General features: G+C 70.0%; 21 protein-coding genes. 20 read left to right on the top strand and 1 reads right to left on the bottom strand.

Annotated features, from left to right (window positions below):
* Window positions 1-2 precede the first annotated feature (2 nt).
* From thrB to AC3YO9_RS00020, 18 genes are all read left to right on the top strand, one after another.
* Window positions 3-926, top strand: coding sequence for a homoserine kinase (gene thrB, locus AC3YO9_RS00105; RefSeq protein ID WP_489981755.1), 924 nt, complete (start codon window positions 3-5; stop codon window positions 924-926).
* Window positions 927-1,474: 548 nt separating this feature from the next.
* Entirely contained in the window at window positions 1,475-3,634 is a 2,160-nt protein-coding gene (rho, locus tag AC3YO9_RS00100; protein WP_489981754.1) for a transcription termination factor Rho, read from the top strand.
* A 191-nt stretch (window positions 3,635-3,825) separates the two neighbouring features.
* Window positions 3,826-4,059 (top strand): 50S ribosomal protein L31, encoded by a 234-nt coding sequence (gene rpmE, locus AC3YO9_RS00095; protein ID WP_127783784.1) that lies wholly within the window; start codon window positions 3,826-3,828, stop codon window positions 4,057-4,059.
* A gap of 132 nt (window positions 4,060-4,191) precedes the next feature.
* Window positions 4,192-5,262 (top strand): peptide chain release factor 1, encoded by a 1,071-nt coding sequence (prfA, locus tag AC3YO9_RS00090; protein WP_127783783.1) that lies wholly within the window; start codon window positions 4,192-4,194, stop codon window positions 5,260-5,262.
* A gap of 73 nt (window positions 5,263-5,335) precedes the next feature.
* Window positions 5,336-6,211: a peptide chain release factor N(5)-glutamine methyltransferase gene (prmC, locus tag AC3YO9_RS00085; protein WP_127783782.1), complete on the top strand. Its 876-nt coding sequence runs from the start codon at window positions 5,336-5,338 to the stop codon at window positions 6,209-6,211.
* A 42-nt stretch (window positions 6,212-6,253) separates the two neighbouring features.
* A complete protein-coding gene (locus AC3YO9_RS00080; RefSeq protein WP_127783781.1) occupies window positions 6,254-6,910 on the top strand; it encodes an L-threonylcarbamoyladenylate synthase in 657 nt (218 codons plus the stop codon).
* 116 nt (window positions 6,911-7,026) lie between these two features.
* Window positions 7,027-8,313 carry a serine hydroxymethyltransferase gene (gene glyA, locus AC3YO9_RS00075; protein ID WP_127783780.1) on the top strand — a complete coding sequence of 429 codons (1,287 nt, stop codon included), beginning with the start codon at window positions 7,027-7,029 and terminating at the stop codon, window positions 8,311-8,313.
* A gap of 21 nt (window positions 8,314-8,334) precedes the next feature.
* Window positions 8,335-9,516, top strand: a complete 1,182-nt coding sequence (locus AC3YO9_RS00070) for a glycosyltransferase family 4 protein (protein ID WP_489981753.1) — start codon at window positions 8,335-8,337, stop codon at window positions 9,514-9,516.
* 45 nt (window positions 9,517-9,561) lie between these two features.
* Entirely contained in the window at window positions 9,562-10,014 is a 453-nt protein-coding gene (locus AC3YO9_RS00065) for a Cg1360 family ATP-synthase-associated protein (protein WP_127783779.1), read from the top strand.
* 163 nt (window positions 10,015-10,177) lie between these two features.
* Window positions 10,178-10,975, top strand: coding sequence for a F0F1 ATP synthase subunit A (gene atpB / locus AC3YO9_RS00060; RefSeq protein WP_127783778.1), 798 nt, complete (start codon window positions 10,178-10,180; stop codon window positions 10,973-10,975).
* Between the two features lie 92 nt (window positions 10,976-11,067).
* A complete protein-coding gene (locus AC3YO9_RS00055) occupies window positions 11,068-11,322 on the top strand; it encodes an ATP synthase F0 subunit C (RefSeq protein ID WP_127783777.1) in 255 nt (84 codons plus the stop codon).
* Between the two features lie 5 nt (window positions 11,323-11,327).
* Window positions 11,328-11,876: a F0F1 ATP synthase subunit B gene (locus AC3YO9_RS00050; RefSeq protein ID WP_127783776.1), complete on the top strand. Its 549-nt coding sequence runs from the start codon at window positions 11,328-11,330 to the stop codon at window positions 11,874-11,876.
* 52 nt (window positions 11,877-11,928) lie between these two features.
* Window positions 11,929-12,729: a F0F1 ATP synthase subunit delta gene (locus AC3YO9_RS00045; protein WP_489981752.1), complete on the top strand. Its 801-nt coding sequence runs from the start codon at window positions 11,929-11,931 to the stop codon at window positions 12,727-12,729.
* A gap of 81 nt (window positions 12,730-12,810) precedes the next feature.
* A complete protein-coding gene (gene atpA, locus AC3YO9_RS00040) occupies window positions 12,811-14,469 on the top strand; it encodes a F0F1 ATP synthase subunit alpha (RefSeq protein WP_489981751.1) in 1,659 nt (552 codons plus the stop codon).
* Window positions 14,470-14,478: 9 nt separating this feature from the next.
* On the top strand, window positions 14,479-15,504 hold the full coding sequence (locus AC3YO9_RS00035; protein WP_489981750.1) for a F0F1 ATP synthase subunit gamma: 1,026 nt from the start codon (window positions 14,479-14,481) through the stop codon (window positions 15,502-15,504).
* Window positions 15,505-15,517: 13 nt separating this feature from the next.
* Window positions 15,518-16,969 carry a F0F1 ATP synthase subunit beta gene (atpD, locus tag AC3YO9_RS00030; protein ID WP_127783772.1) on the top strand — a complete coding sequence of 484 codons (1,452 nt, stop codon included), beginning with the start codon at window positions 15,518-15,520 and terminating at the stop codon, window positions 16,967-16,969.
* Between the two features lie 25 nt (window positions 16,970-16,994).
* Entirely contained in the window at window positions 16,995-17,378 is a 384-nt protein-coding gene (locus AC3YO9_RS00025; protein ID WP_127783771.1) for a F0F1 ATP synthase subunit epsilon, read from the top strand.
* A 55-nt stretch (window positions 17,379-17,433) separates the two neighbouring features.
* Window positions 17,434-17,844 (top strand): DUF2550 domain-containing protein, encoded by a 411-nt coding sequence (locus tag AC3YO9_RS00020; protein WP_489981749.1) that lies wholly within the window; start codon window positions 17,434-17,436, stop codon window positions 17,842-17,844.
* Between the two features lie 126 nt (window positions 17,845-17,970).
* Here AC3YO9_RS00020 and AC3YO9_RS00015 read toward each other — a convergent pair whose 3' ends face one another.
* Window positions 17,971-18,543, bottom strand: a complete 573-nt coding sequence (locus tag AC3YO9_RS00015; protein WP_489981748.1) for a cob(I)yrinic acid a,c-diamide adenosyltransferase — start codon at window positions 18,541-18,543, stop codon at window positions 17,971-17,973.
* A 67-nt stretch (window positions 18,544-18,610) separates the two neighbouring features.
* On the opposite strand from AC3YO9_RS00015, the gene murA reads away from it, so the two are divergent.
* Window positions 18,611-19,867, top strand: coding sequence for a UDP-N-acetylglucosamine 1-carboxyvinyltransferase (gene murA / locus AC3YO9_RS00010; protein WP_127783768.1), 1,257 nt, complete (start codon window positions 18,611-18,613; stop codon window positions 19,865-19,867).
* Window positions 19,868-20,023: 156 nt separating this feature from the next.
* Window positions 20,024-22,042, top strand: coding sequence for a protein meaA (locus AC3YO9_RS00005; protein WP_489981747.1), 2,019 nt, complete (start codon window positions 20,024-20,026; stop codon window positions 22,040-22,042).
* Window positions 22,043-22,476: the final 434 nt, after the last annotated feature.

Here is a 22,476-nt window from a genome sequence, read left to right as displayed (position 1 = left end):
ACGTGGGCGTGCTGGCCTCCGGACGGGAGGCGACGGTCCGCGTGCCGGCCTCCTCGGCCAACCTGGGCCCCGGGTTCGACTGCCTGGGCCTGGCGCTGGACCTCTGGGACGAGGTCAGCGTGCGTGCCGTGGACACCGCCACCACGGTCACCGTGCAGGGCGAGGGTGCCGGACAGGTGCCCCTCGGTGACTCGCACCTGGTGGTGCGTGCCATCCGGGCCGGCCTGCAGCTGTGCGGCCTCAGCGCAGCTGACGCTGCGGAGCAGGGCCTGCAGGTGCAGTGCCACAACCAGATCCCGCACTCCCGCGGACTGGGATCATCCGCGTCCGCGGTGGTGGCCGGCCTCGCGGCTGCCCGCGCGCTGTGCGACGTCAAGGTGCCGGACGAGGTGCTGGTGCAGCGCGCCTCGGAGTTCGAGGGACACCCGGACAACGCCTCGGCCAGCGTGCTCGGCGGTGCGGTCGTCTCCTGGACGCGCCCCCTGCCCGACGGCTCGGCCGACTACCAAGCGGTGAGCCTGCGCGTGCACCCGGACATCCTGCCGGTGGCGCTGGTGCCCGCCGAGCAGTCCTCCACCGCCCTCACCAGGGGAATGCTGCCCGCGACCGTGCCGCACTGCGACGCCGCCTTCAACGCCGGGCGCAGCGCGCTCGCGGTGCTCGCGCTCACCGAGCGGCCCGACCTGCTGCTGGACGCCACCGAGGACCGCCTGCACCAGTCCCAGCGCGCACCGGCCATGCCGGTCACCGCCGCCTGGATCGAGAAGCTGCGCGCGGCGGGAGTGGCGGCGACCATCTCCGGCGCCGGCCCGACGGTGCTGGCGCTGACGGTGGGTGGGCTGGCACCCGAGCTGCGGGCGCAGGCCGAGGACTACGGCCTGGCGGTGCTCGACCTCGCGGTGGCTCCTGGCGTGCAGGTCTGCTGAGACCGCCAGCACCGGTGGGGAAGCCGGGCTTTCGTGGCCCGCTGGGCTGTTCGGCCTTCTCCCCGGTGCCCTCGTGCTGACGCGGGGTCGATGCTGATCGGGTGACGGCGGGCGGTCGTCGCGCGTGCCGGCACCGCTGGGCTCCTCCGCCGACACGCTGGTCAGCGCGGCACGGGGGTGGTAGTTGCCGGGCGTGGACGGTGGGGCTACCCTCAAATTGTCTAGTCACCGTGAGCGTTGATGCCGGTGCTTTGCCCGAACCTTGTTCGGGACGACCTTTCTCGCTATATCTTGCGTTGGTCGAGTCGCTGCACAGCGGGCACAGGGCCCACGTCGATGGACAACTTCCGCTCTTCCGTCGTGGCTATGGCGGAACCCCCGAGTCCGACCACTGTCGTCGGATCCCGGTTCGAACCCTTGGTGCTGCATGCGCAGAGCCAGGGAAGGAAAGGACATCCGTGACCGATACGGACCTGATCACCAGCTCAGCCCAGGACCCCACCCAGGAAGCGGCCTCCGCGCCGCGTCGTCGGGGCGGTCTGACTGGGATGGTGCTCGCAGACCTGCGCACGCTGGCGGGGGAGCTGGGCATCAGCGACACCGCCGGCATGCGCAAGGGCGACCTGATCGTCGCCATCAAGCAGCGTCAGGCGGGCAGCGGCAGCGCTGCTGACAAGCCCGCTGGAGACAAGGCGTCGACCGTCGCCGACAACGGTTCCCGCAAGCGTGGAGCCACCACCGAGCGCGGCGCCACCACCCAGGCGCCCGCCGAGCCCGTCGCGCAGGACGCACCCGCCGAGCGGGCCAGCGCCGGCTCGCAGCAGGCCGAGCGCACTGATGCTCCGGCCGCCTCCGCCCCCAGCGCCGAGCCGACTGGCGACGCCGGTACCGCCGAGGCGCCGGTGGAGAACCGCCGCTCCCGGCAGCGCCGTGGCGCGGCCCGTGCGGCCGGTGCCCCCGAGGCGTCCAGCGAGCAGGGCTCCCAGGCCGGCGACGGCGCCGAGTCCCGCAACGCCGAGCCCCGCAACGCCGAGCCCCGCAACGCCGAGTCCCGCAACGCCGAGACCCGCAACGCCGAGTCCCGCAACGCCGAGACCCGCACTGAGGACACTCGCACCGAGGACGCGCGCGGCAAGCAGAACGGCCAGCCCAAGCAGGACGGCGAGTCCGGCGGCGGCGAGGCCAACCAGCAGGGTGAGCGCCAGCAGGGCGAGCGTGGCGAGCGCCAGCAGGGCGGCCGCGGCAACCGCAACAACCGCGGCGAGGGCAACAACCGCGGCGAGAGCAACCGTGGTGAGAACAACCGCGGCGATAACAGCAACCGCGGCGATAACAGCAACCGCGGCGAGGGCAACAACCGCGGTGAGAACAAGGGCGGCAACAACGGCCCGCAGAACCAGCGCAACGACCGCGACGGCAACGACGACGACGGGGACGGCCGCGGCCGCCGGGGCCGGCGCTTCCGCGAGCGTCGTCGGGGCCGCGACCGCGGCGCCGACCAGGGCGGGCAGAACGAGCGCGACATCGAGGTGCGCGACGACGACGTGCTGCAGCCCGTGGCCGGCATCCTCGACGTGCTGGACAACTACGCGTTCGTCCGAACCTCCGGGTACCTGGCCGGGCCGAACGACGTCTACGTCTCCATGAGCCTGGTGCGCAAGCACGGCCTGCGCCGCGGCGACGCGGTCACCGGCGCCGTGCGCATCGCCCGCGAGGGCGAGCAGAACGGAGGCGGCGCCCGAGCCAAGTTCAACCCGCTGGTGCGGGTGGACACCATCAACGGTGCCGACCCCGAGGCCGCGCGCAAGCGCCCCGAGTTCAACAAGCTCACCCCGCTGTACCCCAACCAGCGCCTGCGCCTGGAGACCACCCCGCAGGCCATGACCGCACGGATCATCGACCTGGTCATGCCCATCGGCAAGGGGCAGCGTGCACTGATCGTCAGCCCGCCCAAGGCAGGCAAGACCAGCGTGCTGCAGGCCATCGCCAACGCCATCTCGGTCAACAACCCCGAGTGCCACCTGATGGTCGTCCTGGTGGACGAGCGTCCGGAGGAGGTCACCGACATGCAGCGGTCGGTGAACGGCGAGGTCATCGCCTCCACGTTCGACCGGCCGCCGGGCGACCACACCGCGGTGGCCGAGCTGGCCATCGAGCGGGCCAAGCGCCTGGTGGAGGGCGGCATGGACGTCGTCGTCCTGCTGGACTCCATCACTCGGCTGGGCCGCGCGTACAACAACTCCTCGCCCGCCTCGGGCCGGATCCTCTCCGGTGGTGTCGACTCCACGGCGCTGTACCCGCCCAAGCGGTTCCTGGGTGCGGCGCGCAACATCGAGCACGGCGGGTCGCTGACCATCATCGCCACCGCGATGGTGGAGACCGGCTCCACCGGTGACACGGTGATCTTCGAGGAGTTCAAGGGCACCGGAAACGCCGAGCTCAAGCTCGACCGCAAGATCGCCGAGCGCCGGGTGTTCCCCGCGGTGGACGTCAACCCGTCCGGCACCCGCAAGGACGAGCTGCTGATGGCGCCGGACGAGTACCAGGTGGCGCTCAAGCTGCGCCGCGTGCTCTCCGGGCTGGACTCCCAGCAGGCCATCGACCTGCTCATCGACCGGCTGCGCAAGGCCGGCTCGAACGCGGAGTTCCTCATGCAGGTGGCCAAGACGGCGCCGGGCATGGTCAGCGACCACGTCCGCGAGACGTAGGCCCCGCGAACCCTGCGCGTCCGCTCGCGCGCCTGCGCACGAGCACCACACCGACCACCGGGACGGGGAACATCAACCCCACCCCGGTGGTTGGACCAACCAGCAGCCGCTCTGGCACACTGAGCGGCTGAGTCCGGTTCCGGTTCACGCCCTCGTCGAGGGCGACCCGGCGGCCACGAGGAGAGGGCACCATGAAGTCAGGAATTCACCCCGTCTACACCGAGACCCAGGTCGTCTGTGGTTGCGGGGCAACGTTCGCCACTCGCACCACCGAGGCGAGCGGTCAGATCAACGTCGAGGTCTGCTCGCAGTGCCACCCCTTCTACACCGGCAAGCAGAAGATCCTGGACACCGGCGGTCGCGTCGCCCGCTTCGAGGCCCGCTACGGCAAGCGCGCCGGCAAGGCAGCCGAAGACGCCAAGTAGCTCCACTCCCAGCGCCCGTCCTGCACCGCAGGGCGGGCGCTGTGGCGTGCAGGGGGGAGTCCTCCCAGCGTCCGCGCCCACCGCGCGAGCACCGCTGGTCACCACACGAGTCACCACACGAGGCGGAGATCGATGAACGAGCCCTCAGCGCTGGACGACGTGCTCGCCGAGCACGCCGGACTGCAGCAACAGCTGTCCGACCCAGAGCTGCACGCCGACGCCGCGGCCGCGCGGAAGGTGGGCAAGCGCTTTGCCGAGCTCGGCCCCGTCGTCGCCACCCACGACCGCCTGGTGCAGGCCCGCGAGGACCTGGAGGCCGCCCGTGAGCTCGCCGCTGAGGACTCCGCCTTCGGGGAGGAGGCCGACGCCCTGGCCGCGGAGGTGCAGCGCCTGGACGTGGCCCTCACCGACCTGCTCGCCCCGCGGGACCCGCACGACGGCGACGACGTGGTGCTGGAGGTCAAGTCGGGGGAGGGCGGCGAGGAGTCGGCGCTGTTCGCCGCCGACCTGGTGCGCATGTACCTGCGCTACGCCGAGCGCCACGGCTGGCGCATCGAGGTGCTCGACGCCGCCACCTCCGACCTCGGCGGCTACAAGGAGGCCACCCTGTCGGTGAAGTCCCGGGGCGACGACCCGATCGGGGTCTGGGCCCGGATGAAGTTCGAGGGCGGGGTGCACCGCGTGCAGCGGGTGCCGGTCACCGAGTCGCAGGGCCGGGTGCACACCTCCGCTGCCGGGGTCATGGTCTACCCCGAGGTGGAGGAGGCTGCCGAGGTGGCGATCGACGAGAAGGACCTGCGCATCGACGTCTTCCGCTCCTCCGGCAAGGGCGGGCAGGGCGTGAACACCACCGACTCCGCGGTGCGCATCACCCACCTGCCCACCAACACGGTGGTCTCCTGCCAGAACGAGCGCTCCCAGCTGCAGAACAAGGCGCGGGCCATGCAGGTGCTGGTCGCCCGGCTCAAGGCCGCCGCGGAGGCCTCCACGGCGGCAGAGGCCTCGGCAGAGCGGTTGAGCCAGGTGCGCACGGTCGACCGCTCCGAGCGCATCCGCACCTACAACTACCCGGAGAACCGCATCGCCGACCACCGCATCGGCTACAAGGCCTACAACCTCGACGCGGTGCTCGACGGTGACATGGACGCCCTGCTCGACGCGCTGATGGCGGCCGAGCGCGCGGAACGGGTCTCCGCAGAGTGAGCGGGCCCCGAGTGATGAGCCCAATGACCATCCGCGTGAATCTCGTTGCGCCACGACGTGGCACGCTGACCGCGTGAGCCGTCAACCTCTCCGCCTCGCGATCGTCGAGGCCACCAAGCTGCTGACCGAGGCCGGCGTGGGAAGCCCGCGTGCCGACGCCGAGATGCTGGCCGCCCACGTGGTCGAGATCCCGCGCACCAAGCTGGCCATGGTGCCGCTGGTCGACCCGCTGACCATCGAGACCTACCGCCGGCTGGTCGAGCAGCGTGCCCAGCGCATCCCGCTGCAGCACCTCACCGGCTGGTCGGCCATGGGCGCCATCACCGTCGAGGTGGGTCCAGGTGTGTTCATCCCGCGCCCGGAGACCGAGCTGCTGCTGGGCTGGGCGCTGGCCCAGCTCGAGGGGGTGCAGGCACCGCTCGTGCTCGACCTCTGCACCGGCTCCGGGGCGCTGGCGCTGGCGCTGGCCAACGCGCGCCCGGACGCCACCGTGCACGCCGTCGAGGCCGACTCCACCGCGCTGGCGTGGGCGCGGCGCAACGTGGAGGCGCGGCGCACGGCGGGGGACACCCCGGTGCGGCTGCACCACGGCGACGTCACCGACCCCAACCTGCTGACCCAGCTGGAGGGCAAGGTCGACCTGGTGGTGGCCAACCCGCCCTACGTCCCGGCCGGCACCGAGGTGTCCACCGAGGTCGCCGAGCACGACCCGGCGATGGCCGTGTTCGCCGGCGACGACGGCCTCTCGGTCATCCGCCCGCTGATCCGCAACGCCGCACAGCTGCTGCAGGTGGGCGGGGTCATCGGCGTCGAGCACGACGACAGCCACGGTGAGGTCGTCGCGGAGCTGTTCAGCTCGCGCCGGGTGTTCACCGACGTGGTCAGCCACCCCGACCTGGCTGGCCGTCCCCGCTTCACCACCGCACGCCGCGTCTCCTCCGCGCGCTGACCCGCCCGCACCGCCCGCGCCGGCCCTGCGAGGATGAGGGTCGTGAGCACCACGTATGACTGCACCCGTCCCGACACCCGCGCCGAGGGCCTGACGGCCGCGACCTCCGCCCTGCGCGGTGGTCGGCTGGTGGTCCTGCCCACCGACACCGTCTACGGCCTCGGGTGCGACGCCTTCGACAGCGTGGGCGTGCAGAGCCTGCTGCGGGCCAAGAACCGCGGCCGGGACATGCCCGTGCCGGTGCTGGTCGGCTCCTGGCAGACCATCCACGGCCTGGCCTTCGACGTCACTCCGCAGGCTCGGATGCTGGTGGAGGCGTTCTGGCCCGGGGCCGTCAGCCTGGTGGTCCAGCAGGCCCCCTCGCTGAGCTGGGACCTGGGCGACACCCGCGGCACGGTGATGCTGCGGATGCCGCTGCACCCGGTGGCCCTGGAGCTGCTGCGCGAGGTCGGACCGATGGCGGTCTCCAGCGCCAACGTCTCCGGCCAGCCCCCGGCCACCACCGCCGAGCAGGCCCGCGAGCAGCTCGGTGCGTCGGTCAGCGTCTACCTCGACGGCGGTCCGTGCGCGTCCGCGGTCGCCTCCACCATCGTCGACCTCACCGGTGACAGGCCGCGGGTGCTGCGCGAGGGTGCGGTGGCCACCACCACCGTCGCCGAGGTGCTCGGGGTCCCGCCGGAGGACGTCCTCCGCCGCTGACCTGCCAGCTCGGCCCGCACTCCGAAAGGGCCAGGTCGGCGTCGCATAGACTTCGCACGTCTCATCTACCGTGGCAGCACCATGATGCCCAGCAAGCCCAACGAGGAGTACACAGCGTGAGCACGCCGTTCTGGGGACCTGACTTCAACGCGCTCGAGCACGAGGACCCCGAGATCGCAGGTGTGCTCCTCTCCGAGCTCGAGCGGCTGCGCGGCGGTCTGCAGCTGATCGCCAGCGAGAACCTCACCAGTCCTGCGGTGCTGGCGGCCCTGGGCTCCACGCTGAGCAACAAGTACGCCGAGGGCTACCCGGGGCGCCGCTACTACGGCGGCTGCTCGGAGGTCGACAAGGCCGAGGTCATCGCCATCGACCGCGCCAAGGCGCTCTTCGGCGCCGAGCACGCCAACGTGCAGCCGCACTCCGGCGCCAACGCCAACCTCGCGGTGTACGCCGCCTTCTGCCAGCCCGGCGACACGGTGCTGGCGATGAGCCTGCCGCACGGCGGCCACCTGACCCACGGCTCCAAGGTCAGCTTCTCCGGCAAGTGGTTCAACCCCGTGCCGTACCACGTGCGCAAGGACACCGAGCTGATCGACTACGACGAGGTCCGTGACCTGGCCCGCAAGCACAAGCCGAAGATGATCGTCACCGGCGCCACCGCCTACCCGCGGCTGATCGACTTCGCCGCGTTCCGCGAGATCGCCGACGAGGTCGGCGCCATCCTCTGGGTCGACGCCGCACACTTCATCGGCCTGGTCGCCGGCAAGGCGATCCCCTCCCCGGTGCCCTACGCCGACGTCGTCTCCGCCACCACGCACAAGGTGCTGCGCGGCCCCCGCGGCGGCATGCTGCTGTCCAAGGCCGAGCACGCCAAGGCCCTGGACAAGGCGGTCTTCCCGTTCACCCAGGGCGGCCCGCTCATGCACGCCGTCGCCGCCAAGGCCGTGGCCTACAAGGAGGCCTCGCAGGCCAGCTACCAGAGCTACGCCAGCGAGGTCGTCGGCAACGCCTCGGCGCTGACCAAGGCGCTGGAGGCCGAGGGCATGCGGGCGGTCTCCGGCGGCACCGACACGCACCTGGCCCTGCTGGACCTGCGCGAGCTCGGCGTCACCGGTGCCGACGCCGAGGCCCGGTGCGACGCAGCCCGGATCACGCTGAACAAGAACGCCATCCCCTACGACCCGGCACCGCCGATGGTCGCCTCGGGCATCCGGGTGGGCTCGGCGGCACTGACCACCCAGGGCATGGGACAGCCGGAGATGGCCGAGGTCGCCTCGCTCATCGCCCGCGCGGTCAAGGCCGAGCACGGCACCACGGCCGGCGACGCCGAGCTGGCCCAGGTCGCCCAGGCCGTGGGCGAGCTGGTCGCGCTCAACCCCGCCTACCCAGCTCCGCGCAGCTGAGGCTGAGGCCCGGCTGACACCGTGCCGCTGCAACGGGGGGAGACTGTCGCGCTGATCGCCCCCGGCGGGACCGGCGTCCCGATCCGGGAGCTGGCGCTGGTCGGGCTGACGGCTGCCGTCGTCACCTTCCTGGCCACCGGGATCATCCGGGTGGTCGCCATCCGGATCGGCGCGGTGGCCTACCCCCGCGACCGCGACGTCCACGTCACCCCCACCCCGCGACTCGGCGGGGTGGGGATGTACCTGGGTGTGCTCGCGGCCATGCTGCTGGCGGCGCAGCTGCCGGCGCTGACCCGCGGCTTCGACTACAGCTCCGACGTCACCGCGGTGCTGTGGGCCGGGCTGGTGATCGTGCTGGTCGGCGCCATCGACGACCGGTTCGGGCTGGACTCGCTCACCAAGTTCGCCGGCCAGGTCACCGCCGCCGGGGTGCTGGTGCTGCTCGGGCTGCAGTGGCTGCAGGTGTACTTCCCCCTCGGCGCGGGCAACAACATCCTGGTCTTCGACCAGCTGCAGTCCGGCCTGGTGACCGTGGGGGTCACGGTGCTGCTGGTCAACGCGATGAACTTCGTCGACGGCCTGGACGGGCTCGCGGCCGGCATCGGGCTGATCGCGGCGCTGGCCATGTGTGCCTTCTCCCTCGGCCTGCTCGACCGGTCCGGGGGAGACGTCAGCAACTACCCGCCCGCGCTCATCGCCGCCGTGCTCGCCGGGGTGTGCCTGGGGTTCCTGCCGCACAACTTCGAGCCGGCCCGCATCTTCATGGGTGACTCCGGCTCCATGCTCATCGGGCTGATGCTCGCCGCGGTGTCCACCAGCGCGTCGGGCAAGGTGTCGCCGATCGCCTACGGCGGCCGTGACCTGGTCGCCCTGCTCACCCCGCTGCTGGTCGTCGGCGCCGTGAGCTTCGTCCCGGTGCTCGACCTGCTGATGGCCATCGTCCGCCGCACCAGGGCCGGGCGCAGCCCGTTCGCCCCGGACAAGATGCACCTGCACCACCGGTTGCTGAGCCTTGGCCACTCGCACCGCCGCTCGGTGCTGCTCATCTACTTCTGGACCGGGGTGATCGCCTTCGGCGCGGTGGCCACCACGATCTTCGACGTCCGGGTGGTGGCGCTGGTGATGGTGGTGGGGCTGGCAGTCGCCCTCCTGGGCTCGGCGATCCCGCGGCTGCGCGACCCCCGCAGGCGCGCAGAGGGCTAGTCGGGCCCGTGCGCCCAGGGATGGCGTCCCCGTACCCTGTGTGCCGTGAGCACGGACAACCCCACCCCCCGCCCGACGTCCTCCGACCCGACGGCCGCGCTGCGCGCCGCCGTGCGCCAGGGCGTCCTCGGACTGCTGGTCCTGACGGTCGTCGCGGCCGCCGTCGCCTCCGCCATAGCGGGCCTGGAGGGCCTGTGGGGCGCGCTGCTGGGCGCTGCGGTGGGTGGGGGATTTGTCGTGATCACGGCCATTGTCGTGCTCCTCACCGCCCGTAGCGAGCCCACCGTGATGGGGGCGGCGGTGCTGGGATCGTTCCTGCTCAAGATCCTCGTCTTCATCGGCGTCGTCGCCGTGCTGCGGGACCTCGAGTTCTACAGCCACCCAACGTTCGTCATCGTCATCGCGATCGAGGCGATCGCGGTGCTGGCGCTGGAGACGCGGGCGGTGCTGAGCACCAACGTGCCCTACGTCGCGCCTCACTCGGAGGACGCTGCCTAGCGCCGCAGCCCCGCTGGTGCGATCCTGTCCAATGACTTGGTAAGGTCAGGCCCGCATCCAGGGTCGTGACTCGCCCAGCATCTTGGGCACGGAGTCAGGCTGCACTTGTTCACATCCGTAGGCACCGGGGTCAACACTCCCCGCCCGATCACGGGAGAGACCGCTGAGCGTCATCGTCACGGCCGCCTCCGACGGCGAGTACCACCCGCCGTCGCTGGACGACTTCTACCCATCCTCCGTCCTCTTCGACGGCACGCCCTTCGAGATGAATCGGCTGATGCTGATCAGGGTGGCGTTCTCGCTGCTGCTCGTCCTGTTCTTCTACATCGCGATGCGCAAGCCGCAGATCGTGCCCCGGGGCGTGCAGAACTTCGGTGAGCTGGCGCTGGACTTCGTCCGCATCCAGATCGCCGACGAGATTCTCGGCAAGGTGAACGGCCGCCGGTTCCTGCCGGTGATCGCGGTCATCTTCTTCACCGTGCTCACGCTCAACGCGACCGGTGTCATCCCGCTGCTGAACATCTCCACCAACGCGCTGATCGGCATGCCACTGGTGCTGGCGCTGCTCACCTACGTGGTGTTCAACTACGCCGGCATCAAGGCCAAGGGCTTCGGCGGGCACATGAAGGACAGCCTCGTCGTCCCCAACCTGCCCAAGCCGCTGTTGCTGATCGTGATCCCGATCGAGTTCGTCTCGACCTTCCTGCTGCGTCCGTTCACCCTCACGGTGCGACTGCTGGCCAACATGCTGGCCGGCCACATCCTGCTGGTGCTGTTCTTCGGCGCGACCAGCTACTTCCTCTTCGACGGAGGCGGAGCGCTGAAGCTCTTCGGCCTTCCCAGCCTGGTCATGGGCTTCCTCTTCACGCTCTTCGAGATGCTCGTGATCTTCCTGCAGGCGTACATCTTCGCGCTGCTCGCCGCGGTCTACATTGACCTGGCGCTCGCCGCCGAACACTGATCTGCTCCACCTAGCCGGGCACCTCCGGCACCAGACGACCTGACCCGGTACCGAAACCGGGTCCGGCCAACAGAAAGGTAACGGGACTCCACATGAGTGTCGCGCTTCAAGCTGCAGACGTCCTCGCGCAGGCGACGGAGACCAAGGCCACCGGCTACGGCGCCATCGGCTACGGCCTGGCGGCCATCGGCCCGGGTATCGGCATCGGCATCGTCGTCGGCAAGACCATCGAGGGCATGGCCCGCCAGCCCGAGATGGCCGGCCAGCTGCGCACCACGATGTTCCTCGGTATCGCCTTCACCGAGGCCCTCGCGCTGATCGGCCTCGTCGCCGGCTTCATCTTCTGATTCCGATGACGCCGATCGCACTACTGGCCGCGGAGACGACGGAGGAGCAGAACCCGCTCCTTCCGGCGACCTACGACATCGTCTGGTCCACCGTCTGCATCATCATCATCGGCATCGCGTTCTGGAAGTACGTCCTGCCCCGCTTCCAGGCTGTCCTGCAGGAGCGCACCGAGAAGATCGAGGGTGGCATCGCCAAGGCCGAGCAGGCTCAGGCCGAGGCCAAGGCCGCGCTGGACCGCTACAACGCGCAGCTGGCCGAGGCCCGCGGCGAGGCGGCCCGGATTCGCGACGACGCCCGCGCACAGGGCCAGCAGATCATCGACGAGATGCGCGTGCAGGCTCAGCAGGAGAGCGAGCGCATCGTGACGCAGGGTCACAACCAGCTCACCGCGCAGCGCCAGCAGATCATCGCTGAGCTGCGCTCCGACCTGGGTCGCACCTCGGTGGACCTGGCCGAGCGTCTGGTGGGGGAGTCCCTCGCGGACGACTCCAAGCGCTCTGCCACGGTCGACCGCTTCCTCGACGAGCTCGACGCGATGAGCTCGTCACGATGACGGACCCGGCCGGCGCCCGCGCCGGAGTCCTTGCTACGCGACGGGAGTCTTGATGTACGCCGCAAGTCGTGAGGCCGTGGCCGCGGTGCGGGAGAACCTCCCCGCCTCGGCCGCCGACGCCGAACAAGTGGGCAAGGACCTCTTTGCCGTCGTCGGGCTCCTGGACGGCGAGCGCACTCTGCGGCGGGCGCTGGCCGACGCCTCCACCGAGGCATCTGGCCGGGTCGGCCTGGTCTCCAGGGTGCTCGGCAACCAGATCAGCGACGGAGCCCTGGACGTGGTCAAGGCCGCGGCCGAGCAGCGCTGGTCCTCACCGCGTGACCTGGTGGACTCGCTGCAGCTGCTCGCCCGCGAGCTGCTGCTGCGCCACGCCCACCAGACCGGTGAGCTCGACGCGGTGGAGGACGAGCTGTTCCGGCTCGGACGCATCGTTGCGGGCAGCCCCGCGCTGGAGCGGGTGCTCGGCGACCCGACGGCAGATGCCGCCGGCAAGCGCGAGCTGATGGACAACCTGCTGTCCGGCAAGGCCACCAACACCACCAAGATCTTGGTGGACCAGCTGGTGGCCCGGCACCGCGAGGAGCCGGCCGACGGCCTCGACTCCCTCGCCGCGCTCGCCGCGACGCTTCGGGAGAAATCGGTCGCCCACGTTCGTTCTGCAGTTGCACTCAGTGCTCAGCAGGAGGAGCGGCTGGCGGCCAGCCTCGGTCGGACCTACGGCCGCGAGGTCACCTTGCACGTCGAGGTCGACCCGGAGCTCATCGGCGGCATGGTCGTGCAGGTTGGTGACGAGGTCATCGACGGCAGCATCGCCGGCCGCGTGGACGAGCTTCGCCGCAGGTTGGCTGGCTGAATCGGCCGCAGCAGCGGAGCATTACCTTTGTGAACGAGCGCAACGAGACAGTGGCACGACTACTGAGAGCAGGACAGTGACATGGCGGAGCTGACGATCTCCTCCGACGAGATTCGTAGTGCGATCGAGAACTACACCTCGAGCTACTCCCCGGAGGCCTCCCGCGAGGAGGTCGGCCTGGTGACGGACACCGGTGACGGTATCGCCCACATCAGCGGTCTCCCCTCGGCGATGAGCAACGAGCTCCTGGAGTTCCCTGGTGGAATCCTCGGAGTGGCGCTCAACCTCGACGCGAGCGAGATCGGCGCGGTCATCCTGGGTAACTACGAGGGCATCGAGGAGGGCCAGGAGGTCCGGCGCACCGGCGCCGTGCTCTCCGTGCCCGTGGGCGACAACTTCCTCGGTCGCGTCATCAACCCCCTCGGCCAGCCGATCGACGGCCTGGGCGAGATCGAGTCCGAGGGCGACCGCGCCCTCGAGCTGCAGGCCGCCACCGTGCTCGAGCGTCAGCCTGTGAAGCAGCCGCTGCAGACCGGCATCAAGGCGATCGACGCCATGACGCCGATCGGCCGCGGCCAGCGCCAGCTGATCATCGGCGACCGCAAGACCGGCAAGACCGCGGTCTGCATCGACGCGATCATGAACCAGAAGGAAGCCTGGGCGACCGGCGACCCGGAGCAGCAGGTGCGCTGCATCTACGTCGCAATCGGCCAGAAGGGCTCCACGATCGCCGGCGTCAAGACCGCCCTCGAGGAGGCGGGCGCGATGGAGTACACCACCATCGTCGCCGCCCCCGCGTCGGACTCCGCCGGCTTCAAGTGGCTTGCTCCCTACTCCGGCTCGGCCATCGGCCAGCACTGGATGTACCAGGGCAAGCACGTCCTGATCGTCTTCGACGACCTGACCAAGCAGGCTGAGGCCTACCGCACCATCTCGCTGCTGCTGCGTCGCCCGCCGGGCCGCGAGGCCTACCCCGGCGACGTCTTCTACCTGCACTCCCGCCTGCTGGAGCGTTGCGCGAAGCTGTCCGACGACCTGGGCGCGGGCTCCATGACCGGTCTGCCGATCATCGAGACCAAGGCCGGTGACGTCTCGGCGTACATCCCGACCAACGTCATCTCGATCACCGACGGTCAGTGCTTCCTGGAGTCCGACCTCTTCAACCAGGGTGTGCGTCCCGCCGTCAACGTGGGTATCTCGGTCTCCCGCGTCGGTGGCTCCGCGCAGATCAAGGGCATGAAGAAGGTGTCCGGCTCGCTGCGTCTGGACCTGGCGCAGTACCGCGAGCTGGAGGCGTTCTCCGCCTTCGCCTCCGACCTCGACGCCGCGTCCAAGGCCCAGCTCGACCGCGGCGCGCGCCTGGTGGAGCTGCTCAAGCAGGGTCAGTACTCCCCGGTGCCGGTGGACGAGCAGATCGTGGTGATCTACCTCGGCAGCGAGGGCCACTTCGACTCCGTGCCGATCGCCGACGTCCGCCGGTTCGAGAAGGAGCTGCTGGAGCACATCCGTCGCAGCGACGACGACATCCTCGGCGACATCCGGCAGACCAAGAACCTCTCCGACGACAACGCCGAGCGCCTGGTCAAGGTCGTGAACGAGTTCAAGCAGCAGTTCACCTCCTCGGACGGCACCTCCGTGGTCAACGAGCCCGAGGCCGAGGCCATGGACGCGGAAGAGGTCGACCACGAGAAGGTCAAGGTCAACAAGCAGCGTCCGGCCACCAGCTCCGCGGGGAAGTGACCGCCTGACATGGCTGCCCAGCTACGCGAGCTGCGCCAGCGGATCAGGTCGATCAACTCGACCAAGAAGATCACCAAGGCGCAGGAGCTCATCGCTACCTCCCGCATCACCAAGGCCCAGGCCCGGGTCGAGGCGTCCAAGCCGTACGCAGAAGAGATCACCAAGGTGCTGTCCGCCCTCGCGGGCGCGGCGGCATCGCTGGACCACCCTCTGCTGACCGAGCGGCCCGAGCCCAAGCGGGCCGCGGTGCTGATCGTCACCAGCGACCGCGGCATGGCCGGTGGCTACAACGCCAACGTGCTGCGCGCCGCCGAGGAGCTGCAGGAGCTGTTGCGCAGCGAGGGCAAGGAGCCGGTGCTGTACGTCCTCGGCCAGAAGGGGGTGGGCTTCTACACCTTCCGCGGCCGCGAGATCGAGGCGTCCTGGACCGGCTTCTCCCAGCAGCCGAGCTACGAGGACGCCGCCCGTGCCGGCGAGCAGATGGTGGCCCGCTTCATCGCGGGCACCGGCGAGACCGTGCAGGTCGACGGCGTCGACGGCGAGCCGGTGGACGCGGAGGGTGTGGACGAGCTCCACATCGTCTACACCCGCTTCGAGTCCATGCTCACCCAGACGCCGGTGGTCAAGCGGGTCGCACCGCTGGAGGTCACCTACGTCGACGACCTCGAGGAGTCGGAGTCTGACGACTCCGGCCCGTCGCGGGCCGAGGCGGCCATGGCCGAGGGCGAGGTGGTCCAGGAGCGCGACAGCGGTCCGCAGGCCATGTACGACTTTGAGCCGGCGCCCGAGGCGCTGCTCGAGGCGCTCCTGCCGAAGTACGTGAACACCCGGATCTACGCGGCACTGCTGGACGCCGCCGCGTCGGAGTCGGCAGCACGACGAACCGCGATGAAGGCCGCCACCGACAATGCGAACGAGTTGGTGCGCACGTTGAGCCGCGAGGCGAACCAGGCGCGGCAAGCCCAGATCACCCAGGAGATCAGCGAGATCGTCGGTGGCGCGAACGCGCTGTCCGCTGGCGCGGAAAACGATTGAGAGAATGACTGACATGACTGCTGCAAGCACACTTGACTCTGCCAGCGAGGCTGGCTCCGACCAGGCAGGCCGCGTCGTCCGCGTCATCGGTCCGGTCGTCGACGTGGAGTTCCCGCGTGGCGCCATCCCCGAGCTGTTCAACGCCCTGCACGCCGAGATCACTCTCGAGACGGTGGCCAAGAAGCTGACCCTGGAGGTGGCCCAGCACCTCGGTGACAACCTGGTGCGCGCCATCTCCATGCAGCCCACCGACGGCCTGGTCCGTGGCGCTGAGGTGACCGACACCGGCAAGCCGATCTCGGTTCCCGTCGGCGACGTCGTCAAGGGCCACGTGTTCAACGCCCTCGGTGACTGCCTCGACGCGCCGGGCACCGGCCGCGACGGCGAGCAGTGGGGCATCCACCGCAAGCCCCCAGCGTTCGACCAGCTTGAGGGCAAGACGCAGATCCTCGAGACCGGCATCAAGGTCATCGACCTGCTCACCCCGTACGTGCAGGGCGGCAAGATCGGCCTGTTCGGTGGTGCCGGTGTGGGCAAGACCGTGCTCATCCAGGAGATGATTCGTCGAGTCGCGCAGGAGTTCGGTGGCGTCTCGGTGTTCGCCGGTGTCGGCGAGCGCACCCGTGAGGGCAACGACCTCATCGAGGAGATGACCGAGTCCGGCGTCATCGAGCAGACCGCCTTGGTCTTCGGCCAGATGGACGAGCCGCCGGGCACGCGCATGCGCGTCGCCCTGTCGGCCCTCACGATGGCGGAGTACTTCCGCGACGTGAAGAACCAGGACGTGCTGCTCTTCATCGACAACATCTTCCGGTTCACCCAGGCCGGCTCCGAGGTCTCGACCCTGCTGGGTCGCATGCCCTCCGCCGTGGGCTACCAGCCCACCCTGGCCGACGAGATGGGCGAGCTGCAGGAGCGGATCACCTCCACGCGAGGAAACTCCATCACCTCGCTGCAGGCCATCTACGTCCCCGCCGACGACTACACCGACCCCGCGCCGGCGACCACCTTCGCCCACCTGGATGCCACCACGGAGCTCTCGCGTGCGATCACCCAGAAGGGCATCTACCCGGCCGTGGACCCGCTGAGCTCGACGTCGCGGATCCTCGACCCGATGATCGTCGGCGAGGACCACTACCGGGTCTCGCAGGAGGTCATCCGCATCCTGCAGCGCTACAAGGAGCTGCAGGACATCATCGCCATCCTCGGCATGGACGAGCTCGCCGAGGAGGACAAGGTCCTGGTCAACCGGGCGCGTCGCATCGAGCGCTTCCTCGGTCAGAACTTCTTCGTCGCGAAGCAGTTCACCGGCCAGGACGGCTCCTACGTCCCGCTCAAGGAGACCATCGAGGCCTTCGACAAGGTCACCAAGGGCGAGTACGACCACCTGCCCGAGCAGGCCTTCGTGAGCTGCGGTGGCCTCGACGACGTCGAGGCCAACGCCAAGAAGCTCCAGGGCAAGTGACCGGGGCCCGGGAGAGGAGCTCGACATGGCTGAGATGACGGTTGAGCTCGTCGCCGTGGAGCGCAGCGTGTGGTCCGGCACGGCGAGCATGGTGGTCGCCCAGACCACCGAGGGCGAGCTGGGCATCATGCCCGGGCACGAGCCGGTGCTGGGACAGCTCGTCGAGGGCGGCATCGTCATCATCAACACGACTGACGGTGACCGCGTGGTCGCGGCGGTGCACGGCGGATTCATCTCCGTCACCGCGTCCAAGGTGTCGGTCCTGGCCGAGTCTGCGGACATGGCTGATGAGATCGACGTCGAGGAGGCTCGGGAGGCGCTGCACCACTGGAGCGCCGAGGCCACCGAGGACGAGACCAATGCCCTCATCGCGCGGGGTCGAATCCGCGCGATCGAGCGCAGCAGCTGATCGACGCTAGGCCTAGAGACTGTCTGCGGTGGAGCTGGTACAGACCGTTGCGACCGTGGCTGTCATAGGCCTGCTTGTGGCGGTGCTGCTCTTTGCCGGCCACCGCGTGCAGCTGCTCCGTCGGGGTGGCACCCAGATCGTGGCCCGGGCGCTGCCCGCCAGTCGCGGCAAGGGGTGGCGCCACGGGGTCATGCGTTACCAGGAGGAGGACTTGGTTCTCTTCCGCGTCTCCAGCCTGCGGCCCGGTCCGGACCGCAGGCTGCAGCGCTGCGGCATCGAGGTCCTCGGACGTCGCGACGCCGATGCCTCGGAGGGCGACGTGGTCCCCACCGGCACAGTGGTGCTGCACGTGACTGACGGGGAGCAGGAGACCGAGCTGGCGCTCACCGGAGGCCAGCTCACCGCCTTCCTCTCGTGGGTGGAGTCCAGCCCCCCGGGGCGGGCCCGCCGGGTGCGCAGGCACTGAGACGGTCGTCGGTGCTGAGCCAACGGCTCCACCAGACAGACAACAGACGCCGCCGGCGCCAGGTTCGCGAACCTGGCGCCGGCGGCGTCTTCTGTCGTTGTGCGGACGTTGCTCCGTACGGTCGGGTCAGCGACCGGCGCCGGGCTCCCAGAGGACGTCGCCGTCCGGGTTCGCCAGCCGGCAGAGGATGAACAGCAGGTCCGACAGCCGGTTGAGGTAAGTGGCGGGGAGCTTGCTGGTGTCCTCGGGCGAGGCGTTCACCTGGGCCCACGCGCTGCGCTCGGCGCGCCGGGAGACCACCCGGGCGGTGTGCAGCAGCGCCGCGGTCGGCGTGCCCCCGGGGAGGATGAAGGAGCTCAGCGGCTCGAGCTGGGCGTTGTACTGGTCGCACCAGCGCTCGAGCCGGTTGATGTAGGCCTGCGTGATGCGCAGCGGCGGGTACTGCGGGTTGTCCACCACCGGCGTGGACAGATCGGCGCCGGCGTCGAAGAGGTCGTTCTGGATCTGGCGCAGCACCTCCACGATCTCCTGGGGCGGCGGCGCCAGCGCGAGGACCACGCCGATCGCCGCGTTGGTCTCGTCGGTGTCCGCGTAGGCGACCAGCCGGGGGTCGCACTTGGAGACCCGGGAGAAGTCGCTGAGGCCTGAGGTCCCGTCGTCTCCGGTGCGTGTGTAGATGCGAGTGAGGTGCACAGCCATGGGCGAACGGTACCGCGAGTGCAGCCGGCCTCATGGCCACCGGCGGCAGCGGCTAGGGTGACCGCCTGTGAGCGAGCATTTCCGGGTGTCCGGTGGAGGGCGCCTGGCCGGCGAGATCACCGTGAGCGGTGCAAAGAACAGCGTCCTGAAGCTGATGGCTGCTGCGCTGCTGGCTGAGGGCACCACCACCATCACCAACTGTCCCGACATCCTCGACGTGCCCCTGATGGCGGAGGTGCTGCGGGGACTCGGCTGCACGGTCGAGCTGGTCGGCGACGTCGCCCGGATCACCACTCCCGCCGAGCTGAGCCACCACGCGGACTTTCCCGCGATGGGCCGCCTGCGGGCGTCGGTCTGCGTGCTCGGCCCGCTGGTGGCGCGCTGTCGCCGCGCGGTGGTGGCCCTGCCCGGCGGCGACGCCATCGGCTCGCGCCCGTTGGACATGCACCAGGCGGGGCTGCGGATGCTGGGGGCGGAGAGCGCCATCGCGCACGGCTGCGTGGTGGCCGAGGCGGAGAACCTGCACGGCGCCGAGATGGTGCTGGACTACCCGTCGGTGGGCGCCACCGAGAACATCCTCATGGCGGCGGTGCTGGCCAAGGGGGAGACCACCATCGGCAACGCCGCCCGCGAGCCCGACATCGTCGACCTGTGCGACATGCTCAACCAGATGGGTGCCGACGTCTCCGGCGCTGGCACCTCCACGCTCACCGTGCGGGGCGTCGAGTCCCTGCACCCCACCGAGCACCGGGTGATCGGCGACCGCATCGTCGCCGCAACGTGGGGGATGGCCGCGGCGATGACTCGCGGGGACGTCACGGTGACCGGCATCGATCCCGCGCACCTGCACCTGGTGCTGGAGAAGCTGAAGAACGCCGGCGCCGTGGTGGAGGAGAGCCCGGACGGGTTCCGGGTGCTGCAGCAGGACCGGCCCCGCGCCGTGGACTTCGTGACGTTGCCGTTCCCCGGCTTTCCCACCGACCTGCAGCCGATGGCCATCGGCCTCGCCGCAGTGGCCGAGGGCACCTCCATGATCACCGAGAACGTCTTCGAGGCGCGGTTCCGCTTCGTGGAGGAGATGGTGCGGCTCGGCGCGGACGCACGCACCGACGGCCACCACGCGGTGGTCCGTGGCGTGGAGCGACTGTCCAGCGCGCCGGTGTGGGCGTCGGACATCCGGGCCGGTGCGGCCCTGGTGCTGGCGGCCCTGTGTGCCGAGGGCGAGACGCTGGTGTGGGACGTGTTCCACATCGACCGCGGCTACCCGATGTTCGTGGAGCAGCTGCAGCAGCTCGGCGCGCAGATCGAGCGCGTGCACGACTGATCTCCCGTCGTCGCGGGCGCCGCGACGACCTGGGGGCTGAGCAGACCGCCCGTGCTGTCTCGGCAACGCTACTGGCCAGTAGGCTTAGGTGTTACGTCTGATGGACACCTATGCCGGACGGGCCCTTGAGGTCCCCAGCCAACGCGGAGGTTTGCCGTGCCCTATCCCAGCGACCGAGAACGTGATCGACCTTGGGTGATGCGCACCTATGCCGGTCACTCCTCGGCCAGCGCATCCAACGCGCTCTACCGGCGCAACCTGGAGAAGGGTCAGACCGGCCTCTCGGTGGCCTTCGACCTGCCCACCCAGACCGGCTACGACCCCGACGACGAGCTCGCCAAGGGTGAGGTCGGCAAGGTGGGGGTGCCGGTGAGCCACCTGGGGGACATGCGCACCCTGTTCCAGGACATCCCGCTGGCGACGGCCAACACCTCCATGACCATCAACGCCCCGGCCATGTGGCTGCTGGCGCTGTACCAGGTGGTCGCGGAGGAGCAGGCCGAGGCGGAGGGGCTCGATCGCGACGAGGTGCTCAGCAAGCTCGCCGGGACCACGCAGAACGACATCATCAAGGAGTACCTCTCCCGCGGGACGTACGTCTTCCCCCCGGAGCCGAGCCTGCGGCTGATCACCGACATGGTGGCCTACACCGTCACCACCATCCCCAAGTGGAACCCGATCAACATCTGCAGCTACCACCTGCAGGAGGCGGGCGCCACGCCGGTGCAGGAGGTGGCCTACGCGCTGTGCACCGCGATCGCCGTGCTCGACTCGGTGCGCGACTCCGGGCAGGCGCCGGAGGAGCGGTTCGGCGAGGTGGTCGGGCGCATCTCCTTCTTCGTCAACGCCGGGCTGCGCTTCGTCGAGGAGATGTGCAAGATGCGCGCCTTCGGCCAGCTGTGGCAGGAGCTGGTGGCCGAGCGCTACGGGGTCACCGACGCCAAGCAGCGTCGCTTCCGCTACGGGGTGCAGGTGAACTCCCTCGGGCTCACCGAGGCGCAGCCGGAGAACAACATCCAGCGCATCGTGCTGGAGATGCTCGCCGTGACGATGTCGCGTGACGCGCGGGCCCGCGCCGTGCAGCTGCCGGCCTGGAACGAGGCGCTGGGGCTGCCGCGCCCCTGGGACCAGCAGTGGGCCCTGCGCATGCAGCAGGTGCTCGCCTACGAGACCGACCTGCTGGAGTACGAGGACATCTTCGCCGGCAGCCACGTGATCGAGGCGGCGGTGGCCGACATCGTCCAGGGCGCCCGGGCCGAGATCGACAAGGTGCAGGAGATGGGCGGCGCGGTCGCGGCTGTCGAGAGCGGCTACATGAAGTCCGAGCTGGTCTCGTCCCTGGCGGAGCACCGCCGGCGCATGGAGACCGGGGACGACGTCGTGGTGGGCGTGAACAAGTTCCAGGGCACCGAGCCGAGCCCGCTGCAGGCCGAGGGTGCCGGCGCCATCGAGGTGGTCGACCCCGCCGTCGAGGCGGCCGCAGTCACCGCGCTGCAGGAGTGGAAGAGCTCCCGCGACGCCGAGGAGGTGGAGGCAGCCCTGCAGTCCCTGCGGGACACCGCCAAGACCGGGGACAACCTGATGCCGGCGAGCATGGCCTGCGCCCGGGCCGGGGTCACCACGGGGGAGTGGGCCGGCGCGCTGCGCGAGGTCTTCGGTGAGTACCGCGCTCCCACGGGAGTCGCCGCGGCCTCCACCGGCGGTGAGGCCGGTGCGGAGATCGCCAAGGTGCGCGAGCACGTGAAGGCAGCCGAGGACATCGTCGGTGGCCGCCTGCGCATGCTGGTGGGCAAGCCGGGCCTGGACGGGCACTCCAACGGCGCCGAGCAGATCGCGGTGCGCGCCCGCGACTGCGGCTTCGAGGTGATCTACCAGGGCATCCGACTGACCCCCGCCCAGATCGTCGCGGCCGCGGTGCAGGAGGGGGTGCACGTGGTCGGACTGTCCGTGTTGTCGGGCTCACACCTGGAGGTCGTGCCCGCCGTGGTGGACGGCCTCGCCGCTGCCGGAGCAGGGGACATCCCTGTGGTGGTGGGTGGCATCATCCCGCCGGAGGACGCAAAGATCCTGCGCGCCAAGGGCGTTACTCAGGTGTTCACACCGAAGGACTACGCGATGACCGAGATCATGGACCAGATCGTGGACGTGGTCCTGGCGGCGCAGAACGCGGAGTAAACCCCCGCCGGGCCCCTGACCAGCAGATTTGACTGGGGCCCGGCGAGCCGCGTAGTTTTCTCCATGCACCGCACGACAGAGCGACAAGCTCCGGGCCACGGCCCAGATCCTGTCCCATCGACGTAGGTGCCACCCCCGCAAGAAATCATCTGGTGCAGTCACGGCCGGACGAGGACGACCGGGGGGCCCGGATCGGCCAGGTTGCACTAGGCCAGGCGGTTCGGGTAGGCTAGAACGGTTGCCTCAACCGGATCTGATCATCTCGATCGGAACCGAGTTGCACCCCCCGGGGTGGTCCTGGTAACCTAGAGTGGTTGCCCCGGCGAGGCCAAGCGAACAGCTTGGCGGAGCGGGTGAGCGTGTGTTCTTTGAGAACTCAACAGTGTGCCGATGAATGTCAGTGCCAATTTATTTTGTTTTGGCTCCTTCATTCG

The organism is Rhodococcus sp. Z6_132 (genome assembly GCF_058133635.1).
Note: the sequence above shows the minus strand (reverse complement) of the source record. Positions and strands in the feature narration are given on the sequence as shown.